Here is a 16,126-nt window from a genome sequence, read left to right as displayed (position 1 = left end):
GCCCCTCGGTCCGGTCTCCAACGCCGACAAGTCGAGCAAGTCGAAAACCTGCTCGAAGTCGACCCTAGCCCAGAGGAGGACGCGTTCCGAGTAATGCGCGCCCGAGCCGAACGTGTGTCGCCCCGTGCCAGATCGCGGCTTCCAGATCGCCGGTCATCCCGGCCGAGATCCAGCCGGCACCGGGGTGTTCGGAGCGTAGTCGGGAGGCTACTGCATGGAGCCCGGCGAACGCATCTCGAGGATCCGCACCCAGCGGCGCCACCGCCATCACCCCACCCAGCTCCAGCCCGTCCGCCGCCGCCACCTCCGCGGCCAGCGCCGGTACGTCGGCCGGCTCGACACCCCCTCGCGCGATCCCGGTCGCCGCACCGTCCGGCCCGTACGACGCCAGGCTCACCTGGAGCAGGCACCGTACGACGCGCTCCTCGGCGACAGCCGCCTTCGACAGGGCTGCGACGAGTGACGAGCGGTCCACGGAGTGCACAACCTGGGCATGCCGGACGACCGAGCGGGCCTTGTTCGTCTGCAACTGGCCGACGAAGTGCCAGGTGGCCTCCGGGCAGTCCGGCGCCTTGGCCTTGAGCTCCTGCTCCCGGTTCTCCCCCAGGTCCCGGACTCCGAGGGCCGCCAGCGCCCGTACATCGCTGATTGGGAAGGTTTTGGTGATGGCGACCAGGGTTACCTCCTCCGCGGGCCGTCCAGCCGCCTCACAGGCCGCCTGAACGCGTTCCCGCACCCGCTCGAGGTTGTCCCGCAGCTCCCGCTCGCGATCCACGGTCCCAATCCTCGCCGATCCGGTGGTCGCCGGCCCGGTGTTTGTCGGCCCGGTGTTCATCGACCCAACCTGATCAACCCGGCCATCCGCCCGCTGACAGCACCTTCCCGCCGGTACGAGTACAGGTCCTCCGACTCGATCGTGCAGCTGGTCGCGTCGATCACCTCGACCCCGAGCTCACCAAGCTGCGCGATCACCCCGGCCGCCACATCGATCGAGGGCGTCCCCCAACTCGTCTCCGCGTACGCCGCCGGCACCCGCTCGGCCACCTCGGCCCGCATATCCGCCGGAACCTCGTAACACTTCCCACACGCATACGGCCCGAGCACAGCCGTAATCCGCTCCGCCCCCAGCCCCCGCATCGCCTCAACAGTCGCCGGCACCACCCCGACGTACAGCCCCCGCCGCCCCGAGTGCGCCGCGCCTACGACCCCATTGACGGGATCCGCCAACAACACCGGCAGGCAGTCGGCCGCACGAACGCAGAGCACCACATCATTCCGGGTAGTCACCAACGCGTCAGCCGGCAGCGACCCGGCCGGCACCTCATCCCCCGCCTCCACCACATGCACATCCCTGCCATGCACCTGACTGACCCTGACAACAGCGTCGTCCCGTACCCCGAACTCGGCCGCCACCAGCCCGAAGTTCTCCGCGATCGCCTCCGGCTCCTCCCCCCAACCCCCCAGGTTGAACTCCCCGTACGGCGGCCGACTCGCACCCCCATACCGATCGGTAAAAGCGAAGCGGACCCCATCACGAACCTCGTCATAACCGAACACCCCCGAAGGCTACCCAGCCCCACCCACCACACGACAACCAACCGCCCCACGCCCGGGACCTTGAACAACAACCCGGGACCGTGAACTGGCTATTTCCAGTTCAAGCCCCCCGCTTCTTGACCGAGGTCCCCAGTGGCGGCCCGACCCGGCCCCGATCACGATCACCACCAACTGTTCAACCGAACACGGTCGGCACACCGCGCGCCGGGTGGGCGAGTGCCACCTGCCCCGTGCCCCTGCCCCGTGCCCCTGCCCCGTGCCCCTGCCCCGTGCCCGTGGCCGTGCCCCGGACGTGGAACACCCCCGGCGGTGGGGGCCGGGGGTGTGTTTTATTTCAGGAAGTCGGGGATGTCTAGGTCTTCTTCTGGTTCTGGCTTTCGGGCCGGCCTGATTGGCTGGGACGAGGCCGGGGGGTTCGCCGGTGTGGCGTTGCTTGGGCCCTGGGTCGGCCAGGAGCGGGTTGGCGGGGCCGGGATGTGGGGAGCCGGCGACTGCTCGGACGGCTGGTGCGCGGTACGCACCGGCTCACCGGCCTGCGGACGAGCCGAATGTGTCGTACCAACGCCGCCCGGCCGGTTCTCGTCCGGAGTCGGCACCGGAACCGTGTCGTCCGTCCCCGCCGGCGGCTGCACCGGAGCACCCGCCGGGTGCGAGCCACCCTGTCCAGCCGGCACCTGCCCATTCGACGACGGCTGCATGCCTGGCGTCTGCCCGTTCGACGGCGCACCCGCCGTCTGCCCACTCACGGGCTGAGCCCCCGGCGCACCGACCGGAGCCTGACCCGGAACCTGCTGCCCCGGACTCTGACCCGGTGCCTGCGCAGGCGTGGCCGGCTGATGCATCTGCGCTGAGTACGCACCGCCCTCCGGTACTGCGGGCCGCTGCGTCACAGTCGGTTCCGGCGGTGCCGCTGGCGGCCGGGTCTGGGGCCGGGCCGAGTTCATCTGCTGCTCTCGCCGCTTCGGCATCCCGCCGTCGAAGCCGGCCGCGATCACCGTCACCCGCACCTCGTCACCGAGTGCGTCGTCGATCACCGCGCCGAAGATGATGTTCGCGTCGGTGTGCGCGGACTCCGACACCAACTGCGCCGCCTCGTTGATCTCGAACAGGCCGAGATCCGACCCACCCGCGATCGACAGCAGCACGCCGTGCGCACCCTCGATGCTTGCCTCCAGCAACGGCGAGGAGATGGCCGCCTCGGCCGCCGCGACCGCGCGGTCCTCGCCACGGGAGGAGCCGATCCCCATCAGCGCGGAGCCGGCGTTCGACATGACCGCCTTGACGTCGGCGAAGTCCACGTTGATCAGGCCGGGTGTGGTGATCAGGTCGGTGATACCGGAGACGCCCTGCAGCAGCACCTGGTCGGCCTGCTTGAAGGCGTCCAGCACGGAGACCGCGCGGTCGGAGATCGTCAGCAGCCGGTCGTTCGGGATCACGATCAGCGTGTCGACCTCCTCGCGGAGGATGCTGATCCCGTCCTCGGCCTGGGTGGCGCGGCGCTTGCCCTCGAACGAGAACGGCCGGGTCACCACACCGATGGTCAGCGCTCCCAGCGACCGGGCGATCCGAGCCACCACGGGCGCGCCGCCGGTGCCGGTGCCGCCGCCCTCACCCGCGGTGACGAAGACCATGTCGGCACCCTTGAGCGCCTCCTCGATCTCCTCCGCGTGGTCCTCGGCGGCCTTGCGGCCGACCTCGGGGTTCGCGCCCGCGCCGAGACCGCGGGTCTCCTCGCGGCCGATGTCGAGCTTGACGTCGGCATCGCTCATCAGCAGCGCCTGGGCGTCTGTGTTGATGGCGATGAACTCGACGCCCTTGAGACCGTGCTCGATCATCCGGTTGACGGCGTTGACGCCGCCGCCGCCGGTACCGACGACCTTGATGAGTGCCAGGTAGTTCTGCGGTGCCGCCACGTCCGCGCCTCTCGCCTCGTTCTGTCCCGTTGTAGCCCGGAGGCCTTGTTCCAGCGAAAGTTCCAGCGAAAAGACTGAACCTCAAGTGGATGCTTAGAGTTATGTCAACTTTAGATTACGCCGCACGCTACGGGACGCTCCCGGGCAAAGTCCACGCGCCTCGCCGCCGTGTGCCGGGATGAGACCGATCACTTCTTTTCCCCTTTGGTGACAGGGAGATCGGGCGCCGACACGTCGTACACCTTGGCCTGGCGGCGCATCAGCACGCTCAGTACTTCGGCCTTGCGCGCACTGTCATCGGAACTGCCCCAGACGACTTTCACCCCGGCCGGGAGGTTGAGGGCGATCGAGTCCGGCGACGCTGCCGAGATCGACCGTACCTGGGACCGCAAACCGGTCGGCAACGCAGCCGAAACGGTCACCACCGACCGGATCGTCACGTCCCGCCGGCTGCCGACGACGAGTGCCTCCGGCAACCCTTCGGGCCTGCTCGGCACGGTTTTGAAGGACACCCCGGTCGCGTCGACCAACTCGAACCGGCTGCCGTCGGTCACCACGACCACCGGCACCCGCTCGGTCACCACGATGACGAGCTGGTCCGGCCAGGCGCGGGTCACCTGCGCGTCGGCCACCGCCGGCAGCGTGCGCACCCGATCGGCGATCGCGTTCAGGTCGACCTTGGCCAGCGGGGTACCGATCGGGGCGTCGGCCGCCGACATGATCGTTGCCGTCGGCACCGTATCGGCGCCGTTGACCTGGACTCCGTCGACCGCGAGGACGGACGAGAAGTAGAACGACCACGCGGCGATCCCGCCGACCAGTACGATGCCGCCGCCGATCGCCCAGGGCAGCCAGCTCCGCCAGCGCACCAACCGCTGCCTGCGGGCGAACCGCTGCTGAGCTTTGGCTAGAGCTGTGTCGGATTCCTTGCCCGCCCCACCGCCCCGGTCACTCACCTCACCCCGGTCGATCTGACTCATCCCGATCCGCGGATCACTCGATCAGCGCAGCGTTCAGCGCCGCCCGCTCGGCCAGCAACCCGACGACCTCGGGCCCGATCAACGTCACGTCGCCCGCCCCGAGGGTGACGACCAGGTCACCCGGCAGGGCGAGATCCGTGACCACTCGCGGTACGGCGGACCAGGACGGCTCGAACCGGACCTGGTCGGGCTTCAGCGGCACGTGGTTCGCGATCAGCGCACCGGTGACGCCGGGCTCAGGATCCTCACGGGCCGCGAACACGTCCATCACCACGACCTCGTCGGCCAGCGCGAGCGCATCGGAGAACTCGGCGGCGAAGATCCGCGTCCGGCTGAACAGGTGCGGCTGGAAGCAGGCGATCACCCGACCCTCCCCTGCGACCTGACGAGCCGCGGTCAGGTCCGCGACCAGTTCGGTCGGGTGGTGGGCGTAGGAGTCGAAGACCCGTACGCCGTCCTCCACGCCCTTGAACTCGAACCGCCGGCCGGTCCCAGTGAAGGACGCAAGCCCCTCTGCCAGGTCAGCTGCCGAGAAGCCCAGGCCGAGCCCGACCGTCAACGCCGCCGACGCGTTCAGCGCGTTGTGCTTGCCGGCCTGCTGCAACTGGACCATCGGCAACCTCCGGCCGCGGTAGATCGGTACGAAGGTCTGGGTCGCCCCCGTCGCGGTGATCTCGGTCAACCGCAGATCCGCGTCCACCGACTCGCCGTACGTGCGGACGTCGATCCCGCGCGCCACCGCGAACTCGGCCAGCCGCCGCGCACCCGCGTCGTCGAAGCAGATCACCATGAACCCACCGGGCAGCACCCGGCCGCAGAACTCCTCGAACGCCAGGCGGTAACTGGCCTCGTCGCCGTAGTTGTCCAGGTGATCCGGCTCCACCGACGTGACGATCGACACCTCGGGGCTGTAGGTCAGGAACGACTTGTCGGACTCGTCCGCCTCGGCGACGAACAGGTCGCCGGTACCGTCGTGGGCGTTCGAGCCGGACTCGTTCAGGTTGCCACCGATCGCGTACGACGGGTCGGCGGCGCAGTGCTGCAACGCGACCGTCAGCATCGACGTGGTCGTGGTCTTGCCGTGCGTGCCCGCCACGGCCAACGTCCGGCGGCCCACCATCACCGAGGCGAGCGCGGCCGCCCGCGGCAGGATCGGGATGCCGGCGGCCCGGGCGGCGACCACCTCGGGGTTGGTCTCCCGGATCGCGGTCGAGACCACCACGGTGTCCACATCGGCGACGTGCTCGGCGGCGTGGCCGACCCAGCAGGTGGCACCGAGAGCGCGGAGCGCGCCCAGCACCTTGCCGTCCTTGGCGTCGGAGCCGGACACCTCGATCCCGCGCGACGCCATGATCCGGGCGATCCCGGACATCCCGGCGCCGCCGATACCGACGAAGTGGACGCGGCCGAGCTTCTCGGCGGGGAGAATGACGGCGTCAGGGCCTAGCATTGTTACTTCGACAATCACGACGCAGACCTCACCACATCGAGGATCATCCGCGCCAACCGGTCGTCGGCATCCGTCCGGATCAGGCCTTGGGCCGCTGAGGACATACCAACCAGACGCGCGCTGTCGTGCAGAAGTTGCGGAACCGTGGCACGAACCCAGTCCGGAGTCACGGAAGCGTTGTTCACCAGCAGGCCGCCACCCGCGTCCACCACCGGTTTCGCGTTCAGCGCCTGCTCACCGTTACCGTGGGGCAGCGGAACGTAGATCGCGGGCAGGCCGACCCCGGAGACCTCGGTGACCGTGTTCGCACCAGACCGGCAGACGACCAGGTCCGCGGCTGCGTAGGCGAGGTCCATCCGGTCGACGTACGAAAGCACCACATAAGGCAAGTGCCCGGTCTGCGGGACTTCAAGAGTGTTCTTCGGCCCGATCACGTGCAGGACCTGTACGCCGGCCGCCTGCAGATCCGCGGCAGCCCCGGCGATCGCCTCGTTCAGCCGCTGCGCGCCCTGCGAACCGCCCGTGACGAGCAGCGTCGGCGCCTCCGGGTCGAGCCCGAAGAACTGCCGTGCCTCGGCCCGGGACGCGGCCCGGTCCAACGTCGAGATCGCCCGCCGGATCGGCAGCCCGACGTACGACGCGTGCGGCAGGTCGGTCCCCGGGAACGAGACCGCGACATTTTCGGTGCAGTACCGGGCGGCGAACTTGTTCGCGATCCCCGGCACCGCGTTCCCCTCGTGCACCACGATCGGCGTCTTCCGGCGCCAGGCGGCGATGTACGCCGGGGTGGAGACGTAGCCGCCGAAGCCGACCAGGACGTCCGCCTTCGCCTCGTCCAGCACCCTCCGGGCCGCGTTCACCGAGGCGAGCATCTTGCCCGGTACGGCGAACAGCGCGGGCGTCGGCTTGCGCGGCAGCGGCACCGGCGGGATCAGCTCCAGCCGGTACCCGGCCTCCGGCACGACCCGGGTCTCGAGGCCGCGCTCGGTCCCGAGCGCGATGATCTCGATGGTGGGGTCGATCCGGCGCAATGCGTCGGCCGTGGCGATCAGGGGGGAAGTATGGCCGGCGGTTCCGCCACCGGCCAGGACGATGCTCGGCACAGCTTTCAACGCTCCCGCGTGTTCTCGTGAGGACCAGATGTACGCCACGAAGACATCCACCCGAACAACGGCCGCCGGTGTTCCTTCAGGGCGGCCTGCGCGCCGGGCTCGGCCTTCGCGAAGGACAGCAGCATGCCGATCGCGATCAGCGTCGGCAGCAGTGCGGACCCACCGTACGACAAAAGCGGGAGCGGGATGCCCACGATCGGTAGCAGTCCGATCACAGCGCCCAGGTTGACCAGCGTCTGGGCCATGATCCAGATGGTGATCCCGGCGGCGCAGTACCGGATGAACGGCTCGGTGGTCCGCGTCGCTATCCGGACACCGGCGTACGCCAGGGTGAGGAACAGCGCGAGCACGGTCAGTGATCCGATCAGCCCGAGCTCCTCACCGATCACCGCGAAGATGAAGTCGGTGTGCGCCTCGGGCAGGTTGCCCCACTTCTGCCGGCTGTTGCCGATCCCGACGCCCCACCAGCCGCCGGTGGAGAGCGCGTAGAACGCGTGGTAGGCCTGCCAGCCGACGCCGCTCGGGTCCGCGAACGGGTTCATGAACGATTCGACCCGGTCCATCCGGTGCTGCGCGGTGGTGACGAAGTACGCGGCGATCGAGCCGACCACCACCATCGTGGTGACGAACAACCGGGTCGGCGCGCCGACCACCCAGATCATCCCGATCATCACGGCCATCAGCACCAGCGCCGTCCCCAGGTCGCGCTGGCCGACGATCAGGGCGATCACCAGGCCGCAGACCGGCACCATCGGAACGAGCAGGTGCTTCCACTGGGTGAGCAGCTTCTGCTTGCGGGCGTACAGATCCGCGCACCACATCACCAGCGCGAGCTTGGCGAACTCACTCGGCTGGATCTGCAGTGGACCGCCGAGCGACAGCCAGTTGGTGTTGCCGTTCACGTTCTTACCCAGCCCCGTGTAGGTGAGGACGAGCAGGAACACCGACCCCAGCAGCGCGAGGTACGCGAGCATCCGGAAGTGCCGCGCGGTCATCCGGGAGGCGACGTACGCCATCGGCAGGCCGACGCCGACCCAGATCAGCTGCCGGTAGAAGATCGCGTACTGGTTGCCGTGGTTGACCTTGTACGACAGCACGCTGGACGCCGACAGCACCATCAGCAGGCCGAGCACCATCAGCAGCCCGGTCGCGCCGAGCACCAGGTGATACGACGTGAGCGGGCGGTCCAGCAGGTTCTTCAGCGCCACCAGCCAGCTGCGCTCACCGGTCTTCGACTCAGGCTGATCCGCGATCGACGTTGACACGCGATCACCCCCCGGGTCAGTGGTCGCCCAGCCGGTGCACGGCTGCGGCGAACGCGTCTCCGCGGGCTCCATAGTTGGCGAACATGTCCCAGGAAGCGCAGCCGGGCGCGAGCAGCACGGTGTCCCCCACCTGGGCCAGCTTCGTCGCCTCCCCCACCACTGTCTCCATGACACCAGTGTCCGTTGCTTCGATCGTGATCACCGGGACATCTGGCGCGTGTCGGGCAAGTGCTTCGGCGATCACCGCCTTGTCCTGACCGAGCAGCACCACACCGCGCAACCTCTTGTGGGCGGCGATCACCAGCTCGTCGAACGTCGCGCCCTTGGCCTGTCCGCCGGCGATCCACACGACGTGTTCGTAGGCCAGCAACGAAGCCTGCGCGGCATGCGGGTTGGTGGCCTTCGAGTCGTCCACATAGTTGACCCCGGCAACTTCCGCGACCTGCGCGATCCGGTGCGCGTCCGGCCGGAACCCGCGCAGCCCGTCCCGTACCGCGGTCGCCGGTACGCCGAACGCACGGGCCAGGGCAGCAGCCGCCAACGCGTTCGCCACGTTGTGCGGAGCGGGCGGCGTGATGTCCTTCAAAGAGGCCAACTCGAGCGCAGAGGTCGCCCGCTGCTCCACGAACGCGCGGTCCACCAGCAGGTCGTCGACCATCCCGACCATCGACAAGCCGGGAGTGCCAAGGGTGAAGCCGATCGCCCGGCAGCCCTCGATCACATCGGCTTCCTCGACCAGCTTCTCGGTCGCCGGGTCGGCCACGTTGTAGACGCAGGCGACCTGGCAGTTCTGGTAGATCCGGCCCTTGTCCTCGGCGTACGCCTCCAGCGATCCGTGCCAGTCGACGTGGTCCGGCGCGAGGTTCAGCACCACCGCGGAGTGCGCCGACATGGAATGGGTGAAGTGCAGCTGATAACTGGACAGCTCGACCGCGATCACGTCGTACGGCTCGGGGTCCATCACGACCTCGAGCAGCGGCAACCCAACGTTGCCGGCGGCAACCGCTCGGTGACCGGCAGCGCGCAGGATCGCGGTCAGCATCTGAACCGTCGTGGTCTTGCCGTTGGTCCCGGTGACACACAGCCAGGGCGCCGCGTTCGCCGGATCGCGGAGTCGCCAGGCCAGCTCGATCTCGCTCCAAATCGGTACGCCGCCCGCCGCCGCGGCGGCCAGTAACGGCGCGTGCGGCGGGATCCCCGGCGACGTGACGACGATCTCGGTGCCCTCGGGCAGTTCGGCCGTGGACCCGGGGCCGAGCGTGACGGTCGCGCCCAACGTCTCCAGGATCTGCGCCTTCTCGCGGAGCTGCTCGTTGTCCCGGTCGTCGAGCACGCGGACGTTCTCGGCTCCGGCCTGCAGCAACGAGTCGGCGGACGCGTAACCCGCCGTACCGAAGCCCAGGACGGCGAACCGGGTCGCCGCCCAGCCGTCGTCGGTGCGTGTGGTGAGACTCATCGGATTGGTCGCGGGGAAACCCCGTCCTTCAGGGTGGGGAGGAACCGCGACTGCCTCCCTTCGGGGATCGGGAATTGTCGGTCCCGGCTGATTGGGTAGGTGGTATGTCCCGGTTCCGGCTGTGCCCGACTCCCGCGCAGCAGGTTGCGTTGCTGGAGCAGTGCCGGCAGGCCCGGTACGTGTGGAACCTGGCGCTTGAGCAGTGGTCGATGTGGACCTGTGACAAAGGCGCGACACCTGGGTATGTCGAGCAGGCGCGGCAGTTGACCGAGGCGCGGGCCGCTTCCGGCTGGCTGCGGGCCGGGTCGCAGACCGTGCAGCAGCAGGCACTGCGAGACTTCGACCAGGCCGTCAAGAACTTCCACGCAGGGACCCACCGGCGGCCGACCTGGCGCAAAGCAGGCCTGCACGAGGGGTTCCGCATCGTCGGTGGTCAGGCGGGCCGTGTCGAGAAGTTGAACCGTAAGTGGGCGCGGGTACTGGCGCCCAAGGTCGGCTGGGTACGGTTCCGGCTGTCCCGACCTGTTCCCGACGCGAAGTCGTACCGCATCACCCGCGACCGGCTGGGCCGCTGGCACATCGCCTTTGCCGCAATCCCGCCACCGATCCCCGCACCCGGTACCGGTGAGGTCGTCGGTGTGGACCGCGGCGTCACCGTGTCCGCGGCCCTGTCCACCGGTGAGCTCCTGACCTGCCCCGGCCTGTCGGAGACCGAGCAGGCGCGGCTGAAGCAGTTGCAACGCCGCCTGGCCCGCTGCCGTCACGGTTCCAATCGTCGCGAGCGGGCGAAGGCCGCGATCGCCAGGCTTCAGGCGCGGGCCGGCGACCGGCGCAAGGACTGGGTGGAGAAGACCAGCACCGACCTCGCCCGTCGGTTCGACGTCATCCGCGTCGAGGACCTGCGCATCGCGCCGATGACCCGGCGACCCAAAGCCAAACCCGACCTCGAACGACCAGGGAGGTACCTGCCGAACCGTCGCCGCGCCAAAGCCGGACTCAACCGGGGCATCCTGGCCAACGGCTGGGGACTGCTTGTCCAGCGCCTGGAGCACAAGGCCGCCGGGCGCGTGGAGAAGGTGAATCCTGCGTACACGTCGCAGACCTGCAGCGTCTGCGGGCACTGCGCACCGGGAAACCGCGAGAACCAAGCGGCGTTCCGGTGCGTAGCCTGCGGACATCAGGCCAACGCGGACGTGAACGCGGCAGTGAACATCGCGGCCGGACGGGCCGTCAGCGCACGCCGAGAGACGCCCGTACGGGTCTCGCCGAAGCGTGAACCTCAACACGCTACCTCCGCGTAGTAGTTGGAATCCCCGTCCATCAGGACGAGGAGGACGTCAACCGGCCACCCATTCCGCGTAGAACAAGCCGAGGCCGGTGACCACGCACAGGCCGGAGATGATCCAGAACCGGATCACCACGTTCACCTGTTCCCAGCCGAGCATCTCGAAATGATGGTGCAACGGGGCCATCCGGAACAGCCGCTTGCCCTTGGTGAGCTTGAAGTAGCCGACCTGCAGGATGACTGAGGCGGTGATGATCACGAACAGCCCGCCGAGCAGCAGCACCAGCAGCTCGGTCCGGGTCATCACCGCGAAGCCGGACAGCGCGCCGCCGAGCGACAGCGATCCGGTGTCACCCATGAAGATCTTGGCCGGAGATGCGTTCCACCACAGGAATCCGAACAGCGCGCCGGTCAACGCCGCCGCGACGACGGCCAGGTCGTGCGGATCTCGGACCTCGTAACACTTGGAGCCGGGCGCGGTCGCGCAGCTCTGGTTGAACTGCCAGATGCAGATCAGCGTGTACGCGCCGAACACCATCATCGACGCGCCGGTGGCCAGACCGTCCAGACCGTCGGCCAGGTTGACGCCGTTCGACATGCCCGCGATCAGCAGCAGGATCCAGATCACCACCAGGACCGGCCACAGGTGCAGCCAGTTGATGTCCCGGATGAAGGAGATGAACGGCGAGGCCGGGCTCTGGCCGCGTTCGTCGGGGAACTGCAGCGCGAACACCGCGAAGATGACCGCGATCATCGTCTGGCCGGCCAGTTTCGCCTTGCTCCGCAGGCCGAGGCTGCGCTGCCGGAAGATCTTGATGAAGTCGTCCAGGAAGCCGACCGCGCCCATCCCGGCGAACAGGAACAGCACCAGCAGCGCCGACGCGCTCGGGCTGGTCATGGTGAACAGCTTCGCGGCGAAGTACCCGATGATGGTCGCCATGATGAACACGGTGCCGCCCATCGTCGGCGTACCGCGCTTGGTGTGGTGCGAGGTCGGGCCGTCGTCGCGGATCTCCTGGCCGTAGCCGCGTTTGGACAGCACGTTGATCGCCAGCCGGGTGCCGAGCAGGGTGAGCACCATCGACACGGCGCCCGCGAACAGGATCGAGATCACAGCGCGCCCTCCGCGATCAGAGTGTCGGCCAGACTTCGCAGCTTCGCCGCCTTCGAGGACTTGACCAGTACGACGTCACCCGCGCGCAACTCCGATCGCAGCACCTCGAGGGCTTCCGGGATGCTCCCGACGAACGCGGACTCGTTGCCCCAGGAGCCTTCCAGGGACGCGCCCAGGTGGATCGGCCGGGCGCCCTCACCGACCACGAGCAGCCGGTTGACGTCCAGCCGGACCACCAGCCGGCCGATGGCGTCGTGCTCCTCGGTCGAGGTGTCACCGAGTTCGAGCATCTCGCCGAGCACCGCCCAGGTCCGTACGCCGCGAGCCCGGCCGATCGCGACCAGCGCCTTCAACGCGGCCCGGACCGAATCCGGGTTGGCGTTGAAGGCGTCGTTGATCACCGTCACGCCGTCCGCGCGCTCGGTGACCTCCATCCGCGCCGCCGAGACGCGGGTGGCCGCGTTCAGCCCGGCGGCGATCTGCTCCGGCGTCAGGCCCACGGCCGACGCGACGGTGGCGGCGGCGAGTGCGTTCGACACGAAGTGCTCACCGATCAGCTGCAGCTGGACATCCCCGCTGAAGCCCCCGATCTGCAGCGTGAACGCGGGCCGTCCCTCGGCGTCGAGCTTGACGCCTTCCGCCCGTACGTCGGCCTCCGGTGCCTCGCCGAAGGTCAGCACCTGCTCCTTCGTACGGCTCCGCATCGCCGCGACCCGATGGTCGTCGGCGTTCAGTACGGCGGTCCCGCCGGGGATCACCGCATCGATCAGTTCACCCTTGGCCAGCGCGATGTTGTCCTGGGACCCGAACTCGCCGATGTGCGAGGTGCCGACGTTCAGCACCAGGCCGACCCGCGGCGGCGTGATGTCACACAGGTAAGTGATGTCGCCGAGGTGCCGGGCGCCCATCTCGGCGACCAGGTACTTCGTCGTGGCCGTGGCCTGCAGCGCGGTGAGCGGGTGCCCGATCTCGTTGTTGAAAGAGCCCTCCGGCGACACCGTTTCGCCGTACGGCCGGATCAGCTGGGCGATCAGGTCCTTCGTACTGCTCTTGCCCGACGAACCGGTCAGGCCGATGACGGTCAGGTCCGGCAGCCGGCCGACGACGAGCCGGGCCAGCGCACCGAGCGCGGCCTGCGCGTCAGCGACGACGATGCAGGGGCTGCCCTCGATCGGCCGGGTGGTGAGCGACGCCGTCACGCCCGCCTCGGTCGCGACGCCGACGTAATCGTGCCCGTCGACGCGCTCTCCGGGCAGGGCGACGAACAGCCCGCCCGGTACGGCGGCCCGCGAGTCGATCACCACCGCCGCGTCGACGACGGCGGACGGGTCCACACCCGTCAGCTCACCGCCGACCGCTTCGGCGATCTCGCCGCAACTGACAGGGATCACCGGGCTACCTCCAGCAGCTCACGCACGGTCTCACGGTCGTCGAACGGGTGGATCACGCCACCGATGTCCTGGCCTGTTTCATGGCCCTTGCCGAGCACCACGACGGTGTCACCCGGCCCGGCCAGCTCGATCGCGGTCCGGATCGCCTTGCGCCGGTCGCCGACCTCACGCAAGTCGACACCCGGGACCGCGGCCCGGGCACCGTCGAGCGCGGCCGCTCTGATCGTCGCCGGATCCTCGCTGCGCGGGTTGTCGTCGGTCACGATTACCACGTCGGCGTTCCGGGCCGCGGCGGCGCCCATCAGCGGCCGCTTCGACGGATCGCGGTCGCCGCCACAACCGACCACGGCGAACAACCGGTCCTTCGTGGTACCGCGGGCCGCCGTCAGCGCGAGCTCGATCGCGTCCGGGGTGTGGGCGAAGTCGACGATCACGGCCAGGCCGTCCTCGCGGGTGAACGTCTCCATCCGGCCCGGCACTCGCGCGGTCCGCAGACCTTTGGCGATTTTGTCACCCGGTACGTCGAGCTGCCGCAGCATCGCGACCGCGAGCAGGGCGTTGGCCACGTTGAAGTCCCCGGGCAGCACGATCTCGACGGTCAACGTCTCCCCAGGCCCATTGATGTCCAGCACCGTAGTGCCGTGCTCGGACTGGTGCGTCGCCGCGACCGTCCAGTCGGCCTCACCGACCGTGGACACCGTCATCAGCGGAACGAGCGTTTGAGCTGCCAGCCGGCGGCCGTACTCGTCGTCGATGTTCACCACGGCCAGATCACACCGCTCCGGGGTGAACAGCGAGGCCTTCGCCGCGAAGTACTCCTCGAACGTCTTGTGGAAGTCCAGGTGGTCCTGGCTCAGGTTGGTGAACCCGGCCACGGCGTACCGGGCGCCGTCCACCCGGCCCTTGGCGAGCGCGTGGCTGGACACCTCCATCGCGCACCACGCGACCGACTGCTCGCGCATCACCGCGAAGAGCGCCTGCAGATCGGTCGCCTCCGGGGTGGTCATCGCGCTCTTCACCATCTGGTCGCCGATCCGCGTCTCGATCGTGCCGATCAGGGCCGCCTTGCCGAGCTCACGCAGTACGGCGTCGAGGAGGAAGGTCGTGGTGGTCTTCCCGTTGGTCCCGGTCACGCCCAGCAACCGCAGTTCGCTCGTCGGTTCGCCATACACCTTGGCCGCGACCGCACCGAGCACCCCGCGCGGATCGGCGACCACCAGCACCGGCAACCCAGCGGCCTGCGCTCGCTCCGCACCGTCCGGATCAGTCAGTACGGCGACCGCCCCGGCCGCATGCGCACCGGCGACGAAGGCCGCACCGTGAGTCACAGCACCCGGCAGAGCGGCGTACAGGTCACCCGGAAGGATCGACCTGGAGTCGAGCGAGACACCGGTTACTCCGACGTCGGCGAAGCCCGCGGGAACCTTGGCTCCGGCTGTTGCGGCGATGTCGGTGAGGGCAACCGGTACGGTGTGCCGCGGCCTGATCGCGGCAACGGCACCGCCTGCGGCGGTAGGGGAGGACACGGCCCCAGAGGCTACCGTTCCTGGACCTGTGACTCCTATTCCACTGCGCTGAGCGGGCACCGTCAGCTACCACTCCCCGGTCTGCCACCGATCTGCGCGGTGGCCGGATGTCCGTTCACCAGCAGCTGGTGGGACTGCCGCAATTTGAGGTTCGCCGGCTGCCAGAGACGTTCCGTCACGTAGGCAGCCCGCCGGGAAAGGAGTAGCACCAGTCGGCCACGCCGCGGGTCCAGCACCCGGTCCATACCGGTCATCATCTGCGCCGCGAACGTGGCGAAGTCGGTGCCCAGCTCGTCGTACTCACCCCACGGCGGATCGGTGACCACGCTCGTCACCGAACCAGTACGGACGGACGGCAACTCCAGGGCATCTTCGGCGAGCACACTGACCCGCCTACCGCGCCGGATCTCCGTCGGCACCGGCTGACCCGCGAGGTCGGAGAAGATCACCCGGTCGTAGGGCAGGCTCATCCGGGCCAGCACGATGGCACCACTGCCGGCGAACGGATCGAGGAAGACGTCGTCAGGCCGCGGATCGGACGCCGTCACCAGCAAGCTGGCGAGGTCCGCGCCGAGACTGCCGGCTGCACCGTTCTTCACGCCGCTGGTCAGGCGCTGACAGAACAGCATCGACTGCAGGTCACGCCGGCCGACCAGCCAGTACTCCGCGCCGCCGCCGCGCGTGCTCAGCCGTGCCCCGGTGGCGCGCCCGATCGCCGACTCGAGCTTGGCCTTGGCCGGCCTCGGCAACCCGACCAGCTTGCCGTCCACGCTCACCATCGTCCGGAAGCTCGTCACCCGCCGCTGACCCCGCAGCATCGGCGTCGACAGCACCTGGTCCGCGACCCGCTCGGCCGCGCGCTGCGGCGTCGACCGCGGCACCGTGGCCAGCACCGCGAAGGCGTTCTTCAGGTATCCCAGCGAACCGACCTTCGACTGCTCGCTGCGACTGTCGAACAGCACACTGCTGTCGTCCGAGCCGACCACTTTCACCCCGGAGAGATCGTGCCGCAAACAGTCGATCACGAGCTCACCGAGCCCCGCCCGGTACTGGGCAAAGTAACGCACGCCCGGCACG

The 16,126-nt window shown here is 69.0% G+C and carries 12 protein-coding genes and 1 pseudogene; 1 reads left to right on the top strand and 12 read right to left on the bottom strand.

Features of this window, described 5'->3' with window-relative positions; all coding sequences use genetic code 11:
• Window positions 1-64: 64 nt before the first annotated feature.
• From EV643_RS12155 to murD, 8 genes and pseudogenes are all read right to left on the bottom strand, one after another.
• The gene (locus EV643_RS12155) at window positions 65-775 is read right to left on the bottom strand and encodes a YggS family pyridoxal phosphate-dependent enzyme (protein ID WP_238165530.1); all 711 of its coding nucleotides are present in this window, start codon (window positions 773-775) and stop codon (window positions 65-67) included.
• A 56-nt stretch (window positions 776-831) separates the two neighbouring features.
• A complete protein-coding gene (gene pgeF, locus EV643_RS12150) occupies window positions 832-1,557 on the bottom strand; it encodes a peptidoglycan editing factor PgeF (RefSeq protein WP_133800132.1) in 726 nt (241 codons plus the stop codon).
• Between the two features lie 914 nt (window positions 1,558-2,471).
• Window positions 2,472-3,470: pseudogene (gene ftsZ / locus EV643_RS12145) on the bottom strand (cell division protein FtsZ); the annotation flags it as partial.
• 188 nt (window positions 3,471-3,658) lie between these two features.
• Window positions 3,659-4,450, bottom strand: coding sequence for a cell division protein FtsQ/DivIB (locus EV643_RS12140; RefSeq protein WP_133800130.1), 792 nt, complete (start codon window positions 4,448-4,450; stop codon window positions 3,659-3,661).
• Window positions 4,451-4,463: 13 nt separating this feature from the next.
• On the bottom strand, window positions 4,464-5,900 hold the full coding sequence (gene murC / locus EV643_RS12135) for a UDP-N-acetylmuramate--L-alanine ligase (RefSeq protein ID WP_133800129.1): 1,437 nt from the start codon (window positions 5,898-5,900) through the stop codon (window positions 4,464-4,466).
• Between the two features lie 14 nt (window positions 5,901-5,914).
• On the bottom strand, window positions 5,915-7,003 hold the full coding sequence (gene murG / locus EV643_RS12130) for an undecaprenyldiphospho-muramoylpentapeptide beta-N-acetylglucosaminyltransferase (RefSeq protein WP_133800128.1): 1,089 nt from the start codon (window positions 7,001-7,003) through the stop codon (window positions 5,915-5,917).
• A gap of 5 nt (window positions 7,004-7,008) precedes the next feature.
• Window positions 7,009-8,277: a putative lipid II flippase FtsW gene (gene ftsW / locus EV643_RS12125; RefSeq protein ID WP_238165529.1), complete on the bottom strand. Its 1,269-nt coding sequence runs from the start codon at window positions 8,275-8,277 to the stop codon at window positions 7,009-7,011.
• Window positions 8,278-8,293: 16 nt separating this feature from the next.
• Entirely contained in the window at window positions 8,294-9,733 is a 1,440-nt protein-coding gene (murD, locus tag EV643_RS12120; RefSeq protein ID WP_133800126.1) for a UDP-N-acetylmuramoyl-L-alanine--D-glutamate ligase, read from the bottom strand.
• Between the two features lie 104 nt (window positions 9,734-9,837).
• Here murD and EV643_RS12115 point away from each other — a divergent pair, with 104 nt between their 5' ends.
• The gene (locus EV643_RS12115) at window positions 9,838-11,034 is read left to right on the top strand and encodes an RNA-guided endonuclease InsQ/TnpB family protein (protein WP_133800125.1); all 1,197 of its coding nucleotides are present in this window, start codon (window positions 9,838-9,840) and stop codon (window positions 11,032-11,034) included.
• Between the two features lie 36 nt (window positions 11,035-11,070).
• On the opposite strand, the gene mraY is transcribed toward EV643_RS12115, so the two are convergent.
• The 4 genes from mraY to EV643_RS12095 form a co-directional block, all read right to left on the bottom strand.
• The gene (mraY, locus tag EV643_RS12110) at window positions 11,071-12,132 is read right to left on the bottom strand and encodes a phospho-N-acetylmuramoyl-pentapeptide-transferase (protein WP_133800124.1); all 1,062 of its coding nucleotides are present in this window, start codon (window positions 12,130-12,132) and stop codon (window positions 11,071-11,073) included.
• On the bottom strand, window positions 12,129-13,523 hold the full coding sequence (locus tag EV643_RS12105) for a UDP-N-acetylmuramoyl-tripeptide--D-alanyl-D-alanine ligase (protein ID WP_133800123.1): 1,395 nt from the start codon (window positions 13,521-13,523) through the stop codon (window positions 12,129-12,131). The genes mraY and EV643_RS12105 overlap by 4 nt, the downstream gene beginning before the upstream one ends.
• Window positions 13,520-15,049, bottom strand: coding sequence for a UDP-N-acetylmuramoyl-L-alanyl-D-glutamate--2,6-diaminopimelate ligase (locus tag EV643_RS12100; RefSeq protein ID WP_133800122.1), 1,530 nt, complete (start codon window positions 15,047-15,049; stop codon window positions 13,520-13,522). The genes EV643_RS12105 and EV643_RS12100 overlap by 4 nt, the downstream gene beginning before the upstream one ends.
• A 62-nt stretch (window positions 15,050-15,111) precedes the next feature.
• A complete protein-coding gene (locus EV643_RS12095; protein WP_133800121.1) occupies window positions 15,112-16,116 on the bottom strand; it encodes a TRM11 family methyltransferase in 1,005 nt (334 codons plus the stop codon).
• Between the last annotated feature and the right edge of the window lie 10 nt (window positions 16,117-16,126).

The organism is Kribbella caucasensis (assembly GCF_004361855.1).
In the GTDB taxonomy this organism is placed as follows: Bacteria; Actinomycetota; Actinomycetes; order Propionibacteriales; family Kribbellaceae; genus Kribbella; species Kribbella caucasensis.
The sequence above is the reverse complement of the archived record's forward strand: the minus strand, read 5'-3'. Positions and strand labels throughout refer to the sequence as shown.

Excerpts from the sequence above, each read along its gene's own strand:
- EV643_RS12140 (WP_133800130.1), bottom strand. The coding sequence starts at position 4,450 with ATGAGTCAGATCGACCGGGGTGAGGTGAGTGACCGGGGCGGTGGGGCG.
- murC (WP_133800129.1), bottom strand. The coding sequence starts at position 5,900 with ATGCTAGGCCCTGACGCCGTCATTCTCCCCGCCGAGAAGCTCGGCCGC.
- murD (WP_133800126.1), bottom strand. The coding sequence starts at position 9,733 with ATGAGTCTCACCACACGCACCGACGACGGCTGGGCGGCGACCCGGTTC.
- EV643_RS12115 (WP_133800125.1), top strand. The coding sequence starts at position 9,838 with ATGTCCCGGTTCCGGCTGTGCCCGACTCCCGCGCAGCAGGTTGCGTTG.